The 18,034-nt window shown below is 28.9% G+C and carries 19 protein-coding genes; 11 read left to right on the top strand and 8 right to left on the bottom strand.

The genetic code is table 11. From position 1 onward, the window contains the following. Positions 1–66 precede the first annotated feature (66 nt). Complete coding sequence (gene ypfJ / locus CBLAS_RS09295; protein ID WP_106869509.1) at positions 67–936, top strand: KPN_02809 family neutral zinc metallopeptidase; 870 nt, start codon at positions 67–69, stop codon at positions 934–936. 45 nt (positions 937–981) lie between these two features. On the opposite strand, the gene CBLAS_RS09300 is transcribed toward ypfJ, so the two are convergent. The 6 genes from CBLAS_RS09300 to CBLAS_RS09325 all read right to left on the bottom strand — a co-directional run bounded on the left by CBLAS_RS09300 (position 982) and on the right by CBLAS_RS09325 (position 6,893). Then, positions 982–1,980 carry a tetratricopeptide repeat protein gene (locus CBLAS_RS09300; RefSeq protein ID WP_106869507.1) on the bottom strand — a complete coding sequence of 333 codons (999 nt, stop codon included), beginning with the start codon at positions 1,978–1,980 and terminating at the stop codon, positions 982–984. A 44-nt stretch (positions 1,981–2,024) separates the two neighbouring features. Continuing rightward, the gene (locus CBLAS_RS09305) at positions 2,025–3,587 is read right to left on the bottom strand and encodes a tetratricopeptide repeat protein (RefSeq protein ID WP_106869505.1); all 1,563 of its coding nucleotides are present in this window, start codon (positions 3,585–3,587) and stop codon (positions 2,025–2,027) included. A 62-nt stretch (positions 3,588–3,649) separates the two neighbouring features. Then, positions 3,650–4,222 (bottom strand): hypothetical protein, encoded by a 573-nt coding sequence (locus CBLAS_RS09310; RefSeq protein ID WP_106869503.1) that lies wholly within the window; start codon positions 4,220–4,222, stop codon positions 3,650–3,652. A gap of 102 nt (positions 4,223–4,324) precedes the next feature. Continuing rightward, positions 4,325–4,696, bottom strand: a complete 372-nt coding sequence (locus CBLAS_RS09315; protein WP_106869501.1) for a c-type cytochrome — start codon at positions 4,694–4,696, stop codon at positions 4,325–4,327. Beyond that, on the bottom strand, positions 4,693–6,327 hold the full coding sequence (locus CBLAS_RS09320) for an FAD-binding oxidoreductase (protein ID WP_106869499.1): 1,635 nt from the start codon (positions 6,325–6,327) through the stop codon (positions 4,693–4,695). The genes CBLAS_RS09315 and CBLAS_RS09320 overlap by 4 nt, the downstream gene beginning before the upstream one ends. Then, on the bottom strand, positions 6,324–6,893 hold the full coding sequence (locus tag CBLAS_RS09325; protein ID WP_106869497.1) for a hypothetical protein: 570 nt from the start codon (positions 6,891–6,893) through the stop codon (positions 6,324–6,326). The genes CBLAS_RS09320 and CBLAS_RS09325 overlap by 4 nt, the downstream gene beginning before the upstream one ends. Before the next feature lie 172 nt (positions 6,894–7,065). Between CBLAS_RS09325 and CBLAS_RS09330 the strand changes: the two genes are divergently transcribed. From CBLAS_RS09330 to CBLAS_RS09355, 6 genes are read left to right on the top strand one after another with little or no spacing between them, the layout of a single operon-like run. Beyond that, complete coding sequence (locus CBLAS_RS09330) at positions 7,066–7,419, top strand: HvfA family oxazolone/thioamide-modified RiPP metallophore (RefSeq protein WP_106869495.1); 354 nt, start codon at positions 7,066–7,068, stop codon at positions 7,417–7,419. Between the two features lie 3 nt (positions 7,420–7,422). Next, positions 7,423–8,238, top strand: a complete 816-nt coding sequence (locus CBLAS_RS09335; protein ID WP_106869493.1) for a multinuclear nonheme iron-dependent oxidase — start codon at positions 7,423–7,425, stop codon at positions 8,236–8,238. Beyond that, positions 8,235–8,933: an HvfC/BufC family peptide modification chaperone gene (locus tag CBLAS_RS09340; protein ID WP_106869491.1), complete on the top strand. Its 699-nt coding sequence runs from the start codon at positions 8,235–8,237 to the stop codon at positions 8,931–8,933. The genes CBLAS_RS09335 and CBLAS_RS09340 overlap by 4 nt, the downstream gene beginning before the upstream one ends. After that, positions 8,914–9,363: an HvfX family Cu-binding RiPP maturation protein gene (locus CBLAS_RS09345; RefSeq protein ID WP_338152840.1), complete on the top strand. Its 450-nt coding sequence runs from the start codon at positions 8,914–8,916 to the stop codon at positions 9,361–9,363. The genes CBLAS_RS09340 and CBLAS_RS09345 overlap by 20 nt, the downstream gene beginning before the upstream one ends. Then, complete coding sequence (locus tag CBLAS_RS09350) at positions 9,344–9,997, top strand: response regulator transcription factor (RefSeq protein ID WP_106869487.1); 654 nt, start codon at positions 9,344–9,346, stop codon at positions 9,995–9,997. Before CBLAS_RS09345 ends, CBLAS_RS09350 begins: the two co-directional genes overlap by 20 nt. Next, the gene (locus tag CBLAS_RS09355; protein WP_106869485.1) at positions 9,990–11,159 is read left to right on the top strand and encodes a sensor histidine kinase; all 1,170 of its coding nucleotides are present in this window, start codon (positions 9,990–9,992) and stop codon (positions 11,157–11,159) included. The genes CBLAS_RS09350 and CBLAS_RS09355 overlap by 8 nt, the downstream gene beginning before the upstream one ends. A gap of 202 nt (positions 11,160–11,361) precedes the next feature. On the opposite strand, the gene ilvD is transcribed toward CBLAS_RS09355, so the two are convergent. After that, entirely contained in the window at positions 11,362–13,035 is a 1,674-nt protein-coding gene (gene ilvD, locus CBLAS_RS09360; protein WP_106869483.1) for a dihydroxy-acid dehydratase, read from the bottom strand. A gap of 140 nt (positions 13,036–13,175) precedes the next feature. On the opposite strand from ilvD, the gene CBLAS_RS09365 reads away from it, so the two are divergent. From CBLAS_RS09365 to CBLAS_RS09380, 4 genes are all read left to right on the top strand, one after another. Next, positions 13,176–14,846, top strand: a complete 1,671-nt coding sequence (locus tag CBLAS_RS09365) for an anaerobic C4-dicarboxylate transporter (RefSeq protein WP_106869481.1) — start codon at positions 13,176–13,178, stop codon at positions 14,844–14,846. A gap of 74 nt (positions 14,847–14,920) precedes the next feature. Beyond that, positions 14,921–16,252: a Na+/H+ antiporter family protein gene (locus tag CBLAS_RS09370; protein WP_106869479.1), complete on the top strand. Its 1,332-nt coding sequence runs from the start codon at positions 14,921–14,923 to the stop codon at positions 16,250–16,252. Between the two features lie 8 nt (positions 16,253–16,260). After that, entirely contained in the window at positions 16,261–16,875 is a 615-nt protein-coding gene (gene thyX, locus CBLAS_RS09375; protein ID WP_106869476.1) for an FAD-dependent thymidylate synthase, read from the top strand. Positions 16,876–16,986: 111 nt separating this feature from the next. Next, positions 16,987–17,421 carry a tetratricopeptide repeat protein gene (locus tag CBLAS_RS09380; RefSeq protein ID WP_106869474.1) on the top strand — a complete coding sequence of 145 codons (435 nt, stop codon included), beginning with the start codon at positions 16,987–16,989 and terminating at the stop codon, positions 17,419–17,421. Here CBLAS_RS09380 and ruvC read toward each other — a convergent pair whose 3' ends face one another. Then, positions 17,422–17,913, bottom strand: coding sequence for a crossover junction endodeoxyribonuclease RuvC (gene ruvC, locus CBLAS_RS09385; protein ID WP_106869472.1), 492 nt, complete (start codon positions 17,911–17,913; stop codon positions 17,422–17,424). Positions 17,914–18,034 lie beyond the last annotated feature (121 nt).

An 18,034-nucleotide genomic window follows, 5' to 3' on the forward strand; every position in this document is an offset into this window, starting at 1 on the left:
TACTAATCTTTATCTAAATAACTCTATAATCTGTTATAATAATCTAATATTTTTAAAAGGCAAACTATGAAATGGCGTGATAGAAGGCAAAGTAATAATGTAGAAGATAGAAGAGGTGAGCAAGTAAGAGCTGGAATGAACTTGCAAGCAATTATACCAATTGCAAGATTTCTACTACAAACAAAAATAGGCAAAATTGTATTAATAATCGGTGTTATAGCGTATTTCTTGGGCTTTAACCCTCTTTCAATGTTAAATTTATCTGCCCCTGCAACCTCAAATCAAGCCATTACTAAAAACGATGAGGAACAAGCTAAATTTATAGCAACTATTCTAGCAGAAACTGAAGATGTTTGGAATAATATTTTTGCAAAAAATAGTTCAAAATATGTTGAGCCAAATTTAGTTCTGTTTCGTGGTGTTGTAAATAGTGGTTGTGGCTTTGCAAGCTCACAAGTTGGACCATTTTATTGTCCAAATGATCAAAAAATATACATTGACCTAAACTTTTTTAATGAGTTAGCAAAAAGATATAATGCTCCTGGAGATTTTGCTAATGCTTATGTTTTAGCCCATGAAGTTGGGCATCATGTGCAGTATTTAACAGGTACTTTAAAAAAGGCAGAGGAGCTAAAAAAACAGACATCAGACAAAGCTCGTAAAAATGCTATTCAAGTAAAAGTAGAACTTCAAGCTGATTGCTATGCTGGAATTTGGGCACATTATGTTCATTTTGAAAAAAATCTTCTTGAAGATGGCGACATAGATGAGGCTTTAAATGCTGCTAATATGATAGGAGATGACGCTTTGCAAAGAAAGGCTAGGGGCTATGTTGTGCCTGATTCTTTTACACATGGAACTTCAAAACAGAGAAAAGAGTGGTTTTATAAGGGCTTTAAAAGCGGAAATTTAAAAAACTGTAACACAAAAATATAATTAATTTAATTTTCTAATTATGTACTTTAAAAGAGTGCATATAGCTTATTTATTTAATCTTTTACAAAAAAAAGGTGACTTTAATTCATCGCCTAACTTGCAGGCTTTTTTAGCAAATTCTACTGATTTACTTAAATTTACAATTTGTCCATATCCGTAAATATATGCTAACTTACTACAAGCAAAACTATCTCCTGTTTCACAAGCATTTTCATGTGCCTTTATAGTTTTTTTAGAAAATTCATCTACGCGTTTCATATCTGGTGTTGGATTATTTGCATATAAGCCTACTATTTTATTACAAGAATCTCCATTATTAGCCTCACACTGTTTTTTATAAATTTGAACTGATTTATCAAAGTATAAATTAGATTTAGTTAAATTATGCTCTACCGCAGGATTTCCCATACCATATATATTAGATAATTTATAGCAAGAGTTAGCGTCTTCTAGATTACAATTTTTCATATAACCTTCAAAAGCCTTCTTATAAAGCTTATCTGCATCATTTATATATTTTTTTTCTTCGCCATTACTATTATAAAGTTTAATTAACTCTTCGCATGAATCTCCATCGCCCATTTCACATTTTTTTGTGTGTATTTGAACTAATTGTTTATATAGACCATCTAAATTTGAAGATCCATTCTCAATAATTCCATATTTATATAAATTTATAATTATGTTGCAATTTTTAGTATCGCCTTCATTACATTTTTCTTTATAATGCGCCTCTACTTTGCTATATAGTTCATCTGCTTTTGCCGTGTCCATCTCGACACCTTCTCCGTATTTATAAGCATCGGCCAATTGCGAACAATAACTATAATCCCCTATTTCACATTTTTCTTTATAAATTTCAACTGCTTTTATAAAATAGTTTTTTGACAACTCTAGTGTTTCATTAGTTTTTATTTTATGTCTGTTTTGAAGCGCCAAAGACTTACAGGCATTTCCATCACCAAATTCGCACTTTTGCTCTAATTCACTCATTCCAAAACAACTAGTTAAGATAAAAAATCCTATTAAAATTATTTCTCTCATTTTATATTCCTAATAATTAAATTTATCATTTTCACCTTTGATATTTATTTTAATTTATCTATTTTAGCACAAGATATTTTATTTCCTAAGTTGCAAGCTTTTTCATACATTTTTTTAGCAATGTTCATATCTTTGGTAATACCTGCACCATTTTCATATAAATACCCTAGAATAAAACAACCTTTGGAATTATTTAAATCACAACTTTTTTTATATAATTCTTTTACTTTAGTTATATCATTATAATTTATATATCCTAGCTCTACACACGAGTTTCCATCACCCAAATCACAACCTTTCTCGTAAAGTTGTTTCATATTTTCAAGAGCTTTTTCATCACCAATATTATAAGAACTTTCATACTCTTTTGCAAATTCATAACATAATTTTTTATCACATATGTTTAAAATTTTTTCAAAATTTATATTTTTGTTTATTGTTTGCAACCAGTCAAGGTTAAAATAATACTCGGTATGTCCTAGGGAATTGGCTTTATTGTAAAACTCAAGAGCTTTACTAAAATTTTCATCTAAGAAGTAACCAGTCTCATACATTTCACCTAATAACCCACAAAAATTACCATTTCCTAAGGAACATTTCTGTTCAAATAGCTCTTTTATATTGTTTGGATCTTTTTCACTTTCCTCATACAACGAAATTAATGTTTTGCAATAGTTTTTGGTTTTTAATTCACAATTTTTAATATAATACTTCTCTGCTTTTATATAATCTGTTTGTGTAAGTTTGCCAATAAAATATATATTTCCCAAAAAGCCACATTGTTTTAAATCTCCTCTTTCGCAACTATTTTGGAGTATTTTAGTTGCTTTGTCGCTTTGTTTATTATTAAAATAATAATCAGCCAAGTAGGAACAAGAATCTCCATCTTTTAAATCACAGCCTTTTTGGTATAAATTTAATATAGCTTTATAATCTTTATTTTCTTTTTCTTCCATATAATAAATTAATCCTAAATTTCCACATGCATAACCTTTGTTTAAATTACACTCTTCTTGTAATTTATCTCTTAAAGATTGTAAATTACAAGCATAATTGAAATAGCTACAATTTCCTCTCTTTTTATAAAAATTACAATTTTCTTTTAAGATAGATAATGCTTTATTTAGATTTAATTTGCTAAATTCTGGATTTTGTATAGAATAAAATGCCATTTTTTCGCAAGATGAATTTACAGGATTTATCTTGCAAGCTTTTTCATAATAATATTTTGACTTATTAAAATCTTGTTTGCTATTATTATATGGATAGTGCAAATCTCCTAGTATCTCACAAGAGAATTCATCATCTAAATCACACCCTTTTTTATAAATATCCATTTTTTCTTCTTCTGTTCTTCCATTTCCACCTAACACTACAATCAAATCATAGCAAGCTTTTCCTAGCCCCAAATTGCAAGCTTTTTTAATAAAAAACTCTGATTTTGTTTTATTATATTCTACATCTTCTTTGCTTCCATAGTTGTGCCATAATCCTAAGGTATGGCACGAGTTACCATCTGCAATTTCACATCTTGCCTTTAATTCATCAGCTGTATTTCCAAAACAACTAGTTAAGATAAATAATCCTATTAAAATAAATTTTTTCATTTTATTTTCCTAATATAATTTAATTTTACCATTTTTATCTTTGATATTTATTCTACAAAGCTTTATATAAGTAAATCCTGCACATATTTTGAAATCTCTTCATTTTTACTAGGGCATTCTTCAACAAACATAGGATCTAAATGGGTCAAAAAATGCCAATCCTTAGAACCACTCTTTTTATACAAAATAGCTTCTCCATCTTCTGAACCTTTATAGCTTCTATCTACTTCATAACCCAAATTTTCTAAGACTTTTTTGACTTTTTTATAAAGATTTTCTCTTTTTTCAATATAGCTTTTAACCTCATCATTATTAACAAAATATGCATCTACAAGTGTGTGAGTTCCTACTATTTTGTTTTGTGTCTCGTCTAAATTTACAACTTTGCTCCAATCTATATAAATTTCATTTTCGCTTCTAAACATAAATTTAGTAAATGGCAAAATATTTGTTTTATAATGAACTTCTACATAATCACTAAAAGCTTTATAATCTAGCGTTTCGTATTCAAAACCATCTTCTATCAAGTACTTATATCCTGGCAGTTTTTTAGCAAATTCTCGCCCACTCTCAAGAGTTTCAAACACTCCTATAATGGTGCTATAATTATCTTGTCTTATAGTAAGTAGATACAAAACATTTCCTTTGTATGATTTTAATATTAATAAAATTTATCTGTATTCTAGCATAAACTAAATTTTGTATAGATAATAACGGGTTTTCACCCGCTATTATAGTTAATTTTTAGGGTTTGAGAGATACTCGCTAAGAGCTTTCATATCTTCATCATTTATCTCGGTTTTTCTAAAAAATGGCATACTATGCTTGCCCTCTCTTACAAAAAACTCAACTAATTCAGGAACTAAATCTGTTCTTTTTGTAAGTTCAGTTGGAATGCCACTATCTTTATAAAGCACAACAAGTGCATTTGTTCCTGGCATATTTGCACCATGACACGGCAAACACCAATAATCATAAACCTTTTTACCTCTTTGTAAAGTTTCATCTTGTGGAATATCGGACATTTTTATGCTATTTTCAGCTATTGCAAAGCTACTTAAAATTGCCATTAAAAGTCCAAATTTGGCTAAAATTTTAACTATTTTCATTTTGCACCTCCGTTTTTGGCTTCTCTTAGAGATTTTGGCCAAATTCCTCCACGACCAGGAGCCATAATACCATTTGGATCTATTGCGTCTTTTAATTTTTCTATAAATTTCTTTAAAATATGATCATTATAAGAATATACATCATAAACATCATCTTGGAATGTAGGTGCAGCTCTATAATCGCCCCAACCATTATCTGCAGCTACTTCTATCATTTTACGATATGCTATTCTCATTTTTTTGTTATGCTCTATATCTGTTCTTGAGTTTCCAAAACCTAGCATAAAACAAAATGCCCTATACATCCAACTTCTAGGATGAGCAAAAGGAGTAATTGGCGAAGGCATACCAAGCTCGTGAAACACATCTATATAAACATCTTGACATTTTAAAAGCTCTTTTCCATCTCGTGGAATTATAGGAGAGAACCAAACATGTCCATCTTGAGGGTCAAGTTTTTCACCCCTTGTGCTAAGCCAAAAAATTTCCATACTTGGAATTCCAAGAGAAACTTTATGTTTAAGTTTTTCAATATCATCTTTACTTAAAGGAAGTGAAAATTCCTGAACTAACTCAAGTTTTGAACCATCTATTACACTAAAACGCTTTTTGATATACTCTGCATTTGCTTTAACAGAGTCTTTGTTTCCATAAATTGGAATGTCAATTTGCCAATATGGAATTTTATTCTTTAAAGCATAGTTTTGAATCTTTTCAAGATCAGGTTTTCCACCATTTGAAGTAAGATAAGATTTTAACTCAGGATTCATCTCTTTGCCGTGAGGTGGGTTTAAAGGGCTTCTATAAAGTGGCCAACCTATAATAAAAGAGTCTTCCAAATAGTTTAAAATTTCAACCATTGGAATTATATCTTCACGGCGTGGAGTTGTAAGGCTATAAAGTGCATAAAATTCAGGCTTTGGCATAAGCCAAAATCCCATTTTTGTAACTATTCCAAAATTTGATTGAGCAAAAAGGCCGTCCACATAAGCACCATATCCATATTTATTTTCGGCAAATGTTTTAGCATTTGGCAATGCTCCCATACCTGTTCTCATAACTTCACCATTTGCAAGCACAACTTCCATACCACAATGTGCACCAAAGTGATCTCTATACATTCCATATGTATAGCCCCAGCCGTGATCTAGTGCATTTCCGACAGGACTCCCCCAACCTGGATCTGGAATATCCATCATTACATTTAGGTTATTTTTCTCACAATATTCATAAAAGTCAAAATAACTAACTCCTGGCTCCAAAATACAGAAATTTCTTTTATCATCAACTTCTATAATTTTGTTCATTCTTTTTAGATCAACAACCACATCTCCACGGCGATTTGGAGCAGATGAACCATATCCTAAATTCTTACCTGTTGAGATTGGAAAGAGTGGAATTTTATACTCATTTGCAATCTTTACAATAGCTTGAACCTCAGCAGTATCTTTTGGTGCAACAGCAAGTGAAGGTATTGGTTCAGTTGGTTCGTCCCATTCTGGAGAATACGCATCTCTATAGAGTTTGATATCTTCTTCTTTATCAAATACCCATTTTTCTCCTATGGCTTTTTTAAATTTTTCTATAGCAGTTTTAAAATTAGCTTCGCTAACTCCTATTGGAAGTATCATATGTCTCTCCTTTTATTTGATGTTATTACCCACGAATACAAAGTAGTTTTGTAGCTATCTTTTTGAGCTATTTTTGTAAAACTTTTTGCAATATCTTTTTCATTAAAATTAAAATTTGTTAAATCAAAAGCTAGTTTATTGATAAAATAATCATCTTTTATATAATTTCTAACAGATTTTAATCCTTTCAAATCATTAAAATTATCATTTATAGCATAGATATTTAGATGTAATGGTCTTAAATTTAGACTTTTTACAGCTTGAGAAATAACAAAAAAACTCTCATAACTTGTAAATCCGCAAAGTATTGAGTTAGAAGAAATATCTTTTAATAGTTTTGTATAGATATGTGAAATATCTCCATTTAAGCCATAAAGATTAGAATTGTTAGTTGAAATTTTTTTAGCAAAATATTTACTTATAATAGAGCTTTCATCATAAAATAGATGAGTGTAATTTATATTTTTTGAAAAATTTTTATCAAAAACAAAAGCACTTGCACTGTTCATTAAGGTGCCAGTAGCTAATGCAATTTTTAAAAAATTTCGCCTAGATAACTTTTGCATGAGCACTCCTTTCTAGTTTTGTTAATAAAATTATATTATTAGATATATAAAAAATTAATTTTAAAATTTTGTAACAAAAATATTTTAGATTAATTTAAAATTTTGTTATCCAACAAAAATTCAACACTAAATATATACAATTAAACTATCTTAACAAACAGAAGGAGAAAAGATGAGTAAGAAATCTTTAAAAACAAAAACAAAAGGTCTATTATTAGGTGCAGCTTTAGTTAGTGCAACAGTTTTAAGTGCAGGTCAAGCTAAATGTGGCGCAAGTAAATGTGGTTCTAACAATATGGAAAGTAAATCATCTAAAAGTATGGACGCTAAATGTGGTGCAGGTAAATGTGGAAGCAAAAAAGATGCTAAAAAAATGGATGCTAAATGTGGCGCACATATGGAAGAAAATGTTACTAAAAAAATGGATGCTAAATGTGGCGCAGGTAAATGTGGTGGTGATGTAGAAGAAAAAGCTACTACTAAAAAAATGGATGCTAAATGTGGCGCAGGAAAGTGCGGTAGCTAATAAATGGAAAAATTACAAGGTTGTGGTTTAGGACTTAGAAGAGAATTTTTGGTTGAGGCTCTAAGTAGCGACTTTAAACCTGATTTTTGGGAGATAACTCCCGAAAATTGGATACAAATGCCCTATCATCACAGAGAAAACTTTGAAAAAATAGTCTCTCAAAACAAAATAGTAGCTCATGGAGTGTCTTTATCTATTGGCTCAAATAAAAAACCATCTAAAAAGTTTTTAAAAGACCTTAGAGAGTTTTTAGATAAATATAATATCAAAGAGTATTCAGAGCATATAAGTTTTTCGCATGTTGATTTTTCACAAAGTTATGAACTATTACCTATTTGTTTAAATAAAAAGTCGCTAAATTTATTAAACGACAGAGTTAACTATGTCCAAGATGAATTAGGTAGAAAGCTTATACTTGAAAATGCTACATATTATTATAAAGTGCAAGAAAAAATGAGTGAAGTTGAGTTTATAAATAAGCTTGTAGAAAAAAGCGGTGTTGGAATTTTACTAGATGTAAATAATGTATATGTAAACTCAGTTAACCATAATTTTGATGCACAAAAATTTATAGATGATTTGGACAAGTCAACCATTGCTTACATTCATATAGCAGGTCATTTTAATGACAGAGAATCTGGATTTTTGGTTGATACTCATGGGAAAAATGTGACAAAAAAAGTTTGGGAACTCCTAGCTTATACATTAGAACAGAAAAAAGTTCCGTGTATGATAGAAAGAGATAACAATATTCCAAGCTTAGATGAACTAGGTAAAGAATTTGAGAAAATGAAACAAATATATGAAAGTGTAAAATGAAAGATTTACAAAAAGATTTTTTTTACAAAATAAGCAGAAGAAAACCAAGCGAAGATAAAGCTATAACTTTATATCAAAATTTGGTTTTTCAAAGATATTATGAAATTTTATCAAATGCTTATCCTATATTTGCTAGTATTATACCTGATGACAAATTTAAAAAAATGGTTCAAGATTTTTTAGAATTTGGTGCAAGGAATGAGTATGTTTGGAAAATGCCAAAAGAATTTGGAAAATATCTGACTTCTAGCAAGAAATACAAAAACTTGCCTTATACAAAAGACTTATTATGGTTTGAGTGGATAGAAATAGAATTATTTATGAAAAACTATGATGATTTTGAAAAATCAAAATTTTCTTTAAAATCTAATTATATTTTAAATAAAAATGCTAAAATAAAAAAGTTAAAATATAAAGTTCATTTAAAAGATTTAGAAAACAAGGAGAAATGTGCATTATTAGCCTATTATGATACTCAAAGTAAAATAGTTATCTATAGGGAATTGTCCTTATCTATGTATGAGTTTATAAAGTTGATGAAGCATAACTCTTTCAAAAAAAGTAGTAAAATCATATGCAAAAAATATGATTTAGAAAAAAAAGAGAGTAAAAAAATACTAAAAAAAGCCCTAAAAGAACTTGTAAATTTAGGTGTTTTAATAAAAAGGATAAATAGTGACACAAATATTAAATAAAGTCAATAATTGCTTAAATAATCTGCAAAGCGTGGGATTATTTTTTGCTAGAATGTTGTTAGCTTATGGATTTTATGAGCCAGCAATAAATAAATTTTCTGATATTCAAGGAATATCTACATGGTTTGCAAGTCTTGGAATTCCTTTTCCACTACTTAATGCATATGCAGCAACATATACTGAAATTTTTGGGGTAATCTTATTAGTTTTAGGACTATTTACTAGATATATTTCATTTTTATTAATTATGGTTTTAACCGTTGCTATAATGACAGTTCATTTTGCAAATGGTTTTAGTGTTGGAAACAATGGATTTGAAATACCACTATACTACATATCATTTTTGATTATTTTGATGGGTTTTGGAGCAGGAAAAATAAGCTTAGATCATATAATCAAAAGAAAATTTTATGAAAATACTGCTTCTTGAGGACGATGCGTTATTATCTGATTTAATTTCAACTCATCTAATAGAGCAAAATTATGAGGTTGATACATTTGATGATGGGGAAAAAGCATTAGAAAGTATAGAAAATAAAAAATATGATATGTTTATATTTGATATAAATGTTCCAAAAATTTCTGGCTTAGATTTGCTAAAAAATATAAGAGATTATGATATAACTATACCAACTATTATAATAACGGCTTATCAAGATACTGGGAATCTCAAAAAAGGCTTTTGTTACGGTTGTGATGACTATATAAAAAAGCCTTTTGACTTAGAAGAGTTAAGCCAAAGAGTTATAAATTTATCAAAAAGATTTGGAATTGATAAAAATCATATAATAGATATGAAAACACACACTCTTGATTTAATAAACCATACTATTGAAAAAGATAAAAATACCTATGAAATTTCAAAAAAAGAGGCTGAAATTTTGTATTATTTATATAATAACAGCAAAAGAGTTGTAAGTTTTGATGAATTATTTCAGAATATATGGTATTGTGACGAATACCCTAGCCAAATTACAATAAGAGTATATATAAAAAATTTGAGAAATATTGTAGGTAAGGATAAAATAAAAACTTTGCGAGGTTTAGGCTACATATATGAATAAAAAAGAGAAATTTGCTTTTTTGAAATTTTTGCAATACTATGTCGGATCATCTTTTATATTTGTTGTAATTATAGCTTTTATGTATTATGACAAAGAATGGAAAAATATAGAAAGTCACTACAGTATGAAAACAAGTCAAATAGCTTGGAAAATTAAAAGCGAAATACTAAATAAATATATGAAAAATGAGAAATTAGTTCTTAACATAGAAGATAAAACTATAAATTATGCTCTTTTAAAGGACGATACTTCTGTATATTTTTCAAATTTAAGATATCCAATTGACTTTAATATACAAAATAAAACTCATATTTTTAGTGCAAAAATTGTATATATTTTAAACTTAAATGAAAATGAAATTCCAATAAAATACATAATAGTTGAAGATACAAATATTTTATCAGATATACAAAAACTTAGATATAAAATTGCAGCTTTTATCGTATTAAATTTCATAATGATACTGTGTTTTGGATATATTTTAAGTAGAATTTTAGTAAAGCCTATTAAAGAAAGTTTTGAACAATTAAATGATTTTGTAAAAAATAGTTCTCATGAACTAAACACTCCATTAACAGCCCTTGTAATGATAGTTTCAAAGCTAAAAAAACAAAAAACTATAGACAACAAAACATTAAATCAAATAATACTAAGTGTAAAAAATATAAAATTATCTTCTGATAAACTACTCTTTAATGCCAATGGAAAAAACTCAGAAAGATATAATGAAAAATTTGATTTTAAAATCTTGATTGATGAAAGTATTATATTTTTTAACGAACTTGCAAAATCCAAAAATATAACTTTGCACACAAAGCTTGAAAATACAAATATTTGTATGGATAAATACTGTGCTACGATGATTATAAGCAATGTTTTAGCAAATGCTATAAAATACACAAACAAAGATAAAAACATTCATATAACGCTTAAAGAAAATAAATTTATTGTTCAAGATGAAGGTATAGGCATTGATAAAAGTATGCAAAAAGAGATTTTTAAAAGATATCAAAGAGGCGTTAGCAAAGAAGGCGGTTTTGGCATAGGCTTAGACATCATCTCTTCAATATGCCAAGAATATAATATAAAAATTGATTTACAATCCTCTTTAGATAAAGGAAGTATTTTTAGCTTTAATCTGTCAAAATTGGCTACTAAATAAAAGATTAATCTCTTCATCTATTTTATCTAAATCCCATTGATTATAACTTCCTTCGAACATGCCTTTTTATCCTTAAATATGCAACAACCTAGTTTAAATTTAAAAACACGAATAAACAAAATAAAAATATTAAATTTTATTTATAAAATTAATTATATTGCACTTTTATTATTAGCTAATTTTCATTTATTATTTAAATCACTTACGCTTCCAAAATTGCTCCATTACTTGCATTTGTAACAAGTTTTTGATACTGTCTAAGCCATCTGCTTTTAACTTCTTTGCCAAGATATTTAAACTCAGCTTTTCTTTTTGCTACCTCCTCATCGCTTAAACGCACATTTATAGAATACTCATCAACATTAATATCTATAATATCTCCATCTTTTAAAAGCCCTATCATTCCACCCTCAGCTGCTTCAGGACTGACATGCCCTATGCTAAGCCCTCTAGTTGCTCCACTAAATCTACCATCAGTTATCAAAGCTACATCAGCACCCAAACCACGACCTACTATAAGGCTTGTTGGACTAAGCATTTCTTGCATTCCAGGACCACCTTTTGGACCTTCATATCTTAAAACTACAACATCGCCTTTTTTAACTTTACCACTAGAAATACCAACTATTGCTTCATCTTGAGAGTTAAAACATACTGCTTTTCCACTAAATTTTCTACTTCCTATGATACCAGCTGCTTTTATAACACAACCTTGCTCAGCTAAATTTCCAAATAAAATCGCAAGCCCGCCAACCTTTGAATAGGCATTTTCAACAGTATGGATAATGTTTTCATCTTTAATAATTGCATTTTTTAATCTATCTTTTAACATAATACCTTCAACACAAAGATTATCTAAATTTAAAAGATTTTCATCATATCTTGCAATCTCAGCCATAACAGCACTCATACCTCCCGCTCTACCGACATCTTCCATATGTACAGTTGGTAAACTTGGTGCTATTTTTGCTATATGTGGCACAACTTTACTGATATCATTTAGTTTTGCAATATCAAGTGGAGCCTCTGCCTCACGACTAATTGCAAGCATATGCAAAATTGTATTTGAACTTCCACCCATTGCCATATCTATAACCATAGCATTTTTTATTGATTTTTCATTTATGATATTTCTAATCTTGTATTTTTTATTAAGGGCAATTTCACAAATTCTTTTAGCAGCAAGTCTTAAAAGCTTTTCTCTTTCAGGCGTTAAAGCTAGTATAGTTCCATTTCCAGGCAGTGCTATGCCCATAGCCTCGCAAAGTGTATTCATTGAATTTGCTGTAAACATTCCAGAACAACTTCCACCACCTGGACAGGCAGCACACTCTATAAATTTAAGTTGTTCTTCATTTATTTTACCAGTTTCATAAGCTCCAACTCCTTCAAAAACAGAGTTTAAATCAAGTGCTTCGCCACTCTCTCCAACCCCTGCTTTCATAGGTCCGCCACTTACAAAAATGGTTGGAACATTAACCCTTAAAGCCCCCATAAGCATACCAGGAACTATCTTATCGCAGTTTGGTATGCAAACTAATGCATCAAGTGCATGAGCATTCATAACTGTTTCTATTGAATTTGCTATTATTTCACGGCTAGGAAGTGAGTAAAGCATACCACTATGGCCCATCGCAATACCATCATCAACACCAATTGTATTAAACTCAAATGGAACACAGCCATTTTTTCTAATCTCATCTTTTATAATTTTAGAATATTTATCTAAGAAAAAATGTCCTGGAATTACTTCTATAAAACTATTTGCCACACCTATAAAAGGCTTGTTAAAATCTTCATCTTTAAGCCCTGTTGCTCTTAAAAGAGAACGATGTGGTGCTTTTGTATAACCCTTTTTTACTATATCACTTCTCATAATTTTCCTTTTATATTACATAATAAATATTTTATCTAAAAATTGTTAATTTTATTTTTTAAATTTAATTAGAATTTTAAATGAAATTTAGAAAAAAAACAATACAATAAAATTCAGAAAATTTTTAAAAAGGGTTTTATATGGATTTTTTAATTAATCTAAGTGAAGGTACACAGTTTGCAATTCAACTTGCAATAGTTTTAGTTTGTCTTTTTTACGGGGCAAAAAAAGGTGGTATAGCCTTAGGACTTTTAGGAGGTATAGGGCTTTTAATTATGGTTTTTGGATTTAATATCCAACCAGGAAAACCAGCAATTAGCGTTATGCTTACAATTCTAGCTGTTGTTGTTGCTAGTGCCACACTTCAAGCTAGTGGCGGTTTGGATTGTATGCTTCAAATTGCAGAAAAAATCTTAAGAAAAAATCCAAAATATGTTAGTATTTTAGCACCTTTTGTTACTTGTATATTAACAATTCTTTGTGGAACAGGTCATGTTTGCTATACTGTTTTACCAATTATATATGATGTTGCTATAAAAAATGGAATTCGCCCAGAAAGACCTATGGCTGCAAGTTCTGTTGGTGCACAAATGGGAATTATAGCAAGCCCTGTATCAGTGGCAGTTGTTACTTTAACTGCATTTTTATTAGTTTCAAAAACACAATTAACAAATTTTGATGGCTATTTAGATCTTTTAAAAATTACTATACCATCAACTTTATTTGGTGTTTTGGCAATTGGAATTTTTAGTTGGTTTAGAGGAAAAGATTTAGATAAAGACCCTGTTTTTCAAGAAAAAATTAAAAATCCTGAGTTTAAAAAATATGTTTATGGTGATGAGGGAAATGTATCTTTACTTGGAGTAAAATTAGAGTCTAAAAAATGGCTTGCTATGTGGATATTCTTAGGAGTTATAGCTGTTGTTGCTCTACTTGGGTATTTTAATGAACTTCGTCCTAGTTTTCCATCAAAATCTGATGCAAAAATAGTTCAAATAGTTAAAGACGATACAATTTTAGAAAAAATTGATGTAAAAAATGGAAGTTTAACAGCAAATTTAAGCTCAGAATATAAAGAAATTATAAATAATGGAAAAACAAAGACCAATCTTGATTATTCAAAAGTTGTAATAACAAAAGTAGAAAAAGATAATTCAGAAAAAACAATTACTATAACAAAAGATGGAAATGATGTCATAGTTGGTGATAAAATTTATAATGATGCTAAAATTGTAGTCTTAAGCTCCATAACAAAATATAAAGCTTTAAAAATGACAGAAACAATCCAACTTTTTATGCTTTTAGCGGGTGCTTTAATAATTATATTTACTAAAACAAATGCAAATGAGATTTCTAAAAATGAGATTTTCCGTTCAGGTATGATAGCTTTAGTTGCTGTTTTTGGAATTTCATGGATGGCAGAAACTATGTTTGGTGTTCATATTCCAATGATTAAAGAGGTTCTTGGAAGTGTTGTAAATGACTACCCATGGACATATGCTGTAATGCTTCTTTTAATATCAAAATTTGTTAACTCTCAAGCAGCAGCTTTAACAGCATTTGTTCCATTAGCTTTAGGAATTGGTGTTCATCCAGGTGTAATTGTAGCTTTTGCTCCAGCTTGCTATGGTTACTATATCCTTCCAACATATCCAAGTGATTTGGCAGCTATTCAGTTTGATAGAAGTGGAACAACGCATATAGGAAAATATGTTATTAACCATAGTTTTATACTTCCAGGTTTAATAGGTGTATCTAGCTCTTGTGTTGTTGGATATATATTGGCAGGTTTATTTGGATATTTAGCTTAAGTTAATTTTTATTTTTAAAACTTTATAAAGCACGGATATTATATAATGAATTATAAATTTCATAAAGGATATCCGTGCTTTCAAATCCAGTTTTTATAAGCATTGTTTTAATGCTGGTTTTATGTATATTTAGATGCAATGTTATGCTTGCTATTTTAATTTCAGCTATAACTGCTGGTTTATTAGGTGGTATAGCTCCAAAAGATGTAATTGATCCTAGCTTTTCTCAAACGCTTGAATATACAATCTCAACTTTTATAAATGGCATGAGTGGAAATTTAGAAACTGCACTTTCTTATATACTTCTTGGAGTATTGGCAGCTGCAATTTCTCATACAAATTTAACAACAATTTTCATAAATAAAATTTCAAATTTTATAACCTCTAAAAAAATGTATTTTTTAGTTTCATTAGCTATAATTTCTTGTTTTTCTCAAAACTTAATCCCTGTTCATATAGCTTTTATACCTATTTTAATTCCACCACTTTTAAAAGTTATGAACAAAATGAAAATTGACCGTAGAGCTGTCGCGTGTGCTTTAACTTTTGGTCTTCAAACCCCGTATGTTGCAATTCCTTTAGGTTTTGGACTTATATTTCATAACTTAATTAAAAAAGAGATGATAAATAATAGTATTGAAGTAACTTTAAGCAATGTTTCATCAATTATGTGGTTAGCTGCCATTCCTATGATAATTGGTTTAGCTACTGCTTTGATAGTTTATAGAAAACCAAGAGAATATCAGACAATAGAACAAAATTTAGAGCAAAATTTAGATAACTTAAAAATGCATTTAGAAGAGTGGGGAGCTTTAGCTGGTATTATAGTTGCTTTTATCATTCAACTTATGTATGGTTCTCTTCCACTTGGTGCATTACTTGGAATTATCACAATGATCTTAACTACAAGTATAAAATATAAAAAAATGGATGAAACTTTTAATAGTGGAATTCATCTAATGGGTTTTATCGCTTTTGTTATGCTTGTAGCTGCTGGTTATGGAGCAATTTTAAGAGAAACAGGCGGTATAGGCGAGCTTGTAAATGCAGCAGCAACCTTGGCTGGTGGTAAAATAACTGGAGCATTTTTAATGCTTTTAATTGGTCTGTTAATAACTATTGGAATTGGAAGTAGCTTTGGAACTATTCCTATAATAGCTGCGATTTATTGCCCTTTAGCATTAGAACTTGGATTTAGCGTTGAAGCTACTATTTTTTTAATAGGTGTTGCAGCTGCCATTGGAGATGCAGGAAGTCCTGCAAGTGATAGCACACTTGGACCAACAAGTGGTCTAAATTTTGATGGACAACATAACCATATTTATGATACTTGTATTCCAACATTTATATTTTATAATATTCCATTAATTATTTTTGGAACAATTTTTTCAGCATATATATTATAAGGAAAATTATGGAAGTAAATTTATTAAATTACACACCTTTATGGATATGCTCAAATGCAATCAGAACTTGCTGGCAAAGCTTTGATAAAAGTGATAATGGCGGAGAGAAAGATAAAGAATTAATTGATAGAGTTGGTAATAAATACAAACATGCATCAACCCTAGAACACCTTCATTATAATTTTTATATAAAAGGTATTAGTAGAGCCCTACTTCAGGAACTTGCCCGCCATAGAATGGCAAGTTTAAGTGTAAAATCAACAAGATATACATTAAAAGAGCTTAAAAATGAGAGTGAATTTAAAGAAAATGATTTCACTAATGCAAGTAGATATTTAGTTTTAACAGGTAATGAAATAGTTGATAATTACAGCATTAAAGCATTAGAAAACATGCGTTTAGTACTGCAAGAAGTAAAAACAATAGATATAGCAAAATACTGCTTACCAGAAAGCTATAAAACAGAACTTACTTGGAGTATAAATGCAAGGTCTTTGCAAAATTTTTTACATCTAAGAAGTTCAAAATCAGCTCTTTGGGAGATAAAAAACTTAGCCCATGCTATTTATGAGCAAATTCCACAAGAACATAAATTTATATTTGAAGAGTGTATACAAAGTTAAATTTATTATTGTAGATATATTTTATTAAAAAATATGTCTGTTTTATCACTAACTATATTTTTATCAAATTTTAGATAAAATGAATTTAACTATAATTATAAAGGATAAAATTTGAAAAAAATATATGCTTTTTTAATGATCTTAATATTTTGTTCATCATCTCTTTTTGCACAAAACAAATATCAAAAATATGTAGAAAAGTGTGAACATGGTGATTCTTGGGCTTGTGCTGAAGTTGGAATGACAAACTATAAGCATGATAATTTAGAAGAAGCCTTAATATATTTTGATAAAGGTTGTAAGATTAAGTTTTCAATTGGATGTGAATTAAAAGCATTTTTTAATAAAAGCCAAAAACCAAAAGAGGCATTTGATGTATTTCAAAGGGCATGTGATAATAATAGCTCATATAGCTGTTTAAATTTAGCTATGATGTATGAGTATGGCGAATATGTTGAAAAAAACATAACCAAAGCAACAAAACTTTTTTCAAAATCATGTAAATTAGGTGATAAACAGGCCTGTTATTATTTAAATTTAAGATAATTAAATCTTTGGATTATTTTTTAAAAATTTAACCTGATTTGCATGTGTTAGTGCTATTGCTATAGCATCGGTTATATCAAGGGGTTTAATATCTTTTTTAAGCCCTAAAATTCTTTTAACCATATAAGCAACTTGCTCTTTTGTAGCTTTTGCTTTTCCTGTTACACTTTTTTTAATTTGAAGTGGAGTATACTCATAAAATTCACCATGAATTTGAAGTATTTTAAGACTTAAAGCTCCACGAAATTGTGCAAGCTTTAAAACTGTTTTTGGATTAAAAGCAAAAAATATATCTTCTATTACAACTTCATCTATTTGATTATTTTTAAAAATTATATCAAGCCCTTCACAAAGTTCTGTTATTTGATAGTTTAAAGTGTTAGGTTTTATCTTAATTAATCCAGCTTCAATTAATTTTACATTCACATTATCTTTTTCTATGATTGCATAACCACAGTTATGAGTTCCTGGGTCTATTCCTAAAATTCTCATTCATACTCTTTCACTATTATTCAAGTTCTATTCACATAAATATTAAATTAACTTATAAATTAACTAATATTTTATCATATTTAGGGTAAAATATTAGATGTAATTATTGTAAAGGATTTTA

The organism is Campylobacter blaseri, assembly GCF_013201895.1.
Lineage (GTDB): Bacteria > Campylobacterota > Campylobacteria > Campylobacterales > Campylobacteraceae > Campylobacter_B > Campylobacter_B blaseri.

Coding starts and splice junctions, on each gene's coding strand:
- CBLAS_RS09365 (WP_106869481.1), top strand. CDS start 13,176: ATGGATTTTTTAATTAATCTAAGTGAAGGTACACAGTTTGCAATTCAA.
- thyX (WP_106869476.1), top strand. CDS start 16,261: ATGGAAGTAAATTTATTAAATTACACACCTTTATGGATATGCTCAAAT.
- CBLAS_RS09335 (WP_106869493.1), top strand. CDS start 7,423: ATGGAAAAATTACAAGGTTGTGGTTTAGGACTTAGAAGAGAATTTTTG.
- CBLAS_RS09350 (WP_106869487.1), top strand. CDS start 9,344: ATGAAAATACTGCTTCTTGAGGACGATGCGTTATTATCTGATTTAATT.
- CBLAS_RS09305 (WP_106869505.1), bottom strand. CDS start 3,587: ATGAAAAAATTTATTTTAATAGGATTATTTATCTTAACTAGTTGTTTT.
- CBLAS_RS09300 (WP_106869507.1), bottom strand. CDS start 1,980: ATGAGAGAAATAATTTTAATAGGATTTTTTATCTTAACTAGTTGTTTT.
- CBLAS_RS09325 (WP_106869497.1), bottom strand. CDS start 6,893: ATGCAAAAGTTATCTAGGCGAAATTTTTTAAAAATTGCATTAGCTACT.
- CBLAS_RS09330 (WP_106869495.1), top strand. CDS start 7,066: ATGAGTAAGAAATCTTTAAAAACAAAAACAAAAGGTCTATTATTAGGT.
- CBLAS_RS09355 (WP_106869485.1), top strand. CDS start 9,990: ATGAATAAAAAAGAGAAATTTGCTTTTTTGAAATTTTTGCAATACTAT.
- ruvC (WP_106869472.1), bottom strand. CDS start 17,913: ATGAGAATTTTAGGAATAGACCCAGGAACTCATAACTGTGGTTATGCA.
- ypfJ (WP_106869509.1), top strand. CDS start 67: ATGAAATGGCGTGATAGAAGGCAAAGTAATAATGTAGAAGATAGAAGA.
- CBLAS_RS09340 (WP_106869491.1), top strand. CDS start 8,235: ATGAAAGATTTACAAAAAGATTTTTTTTACAAAATAAGCAGAAGAAAA.
- ilvD (WP_106869483.1), bottom strand. CDS start 13,035: ATGAGAAGTGATATAGTAAAAAAGGGTTATACAAAAGCACCACATCGT.
- CBLAS_RS09315 (WP_106869501.1), bottom strand. CDS start 4,696: ATGAAAATAGTTAAAATTTTAGCCAAATTTGGACTTTTAATGGCAATT.
- CBLAS_RS09320 (WP_106869499.1), bottom strand. CDS start 6,327: ATGATACTTCCAATAGGAGTTAGCGAAGCTAATTTTAAAACTGCTATA.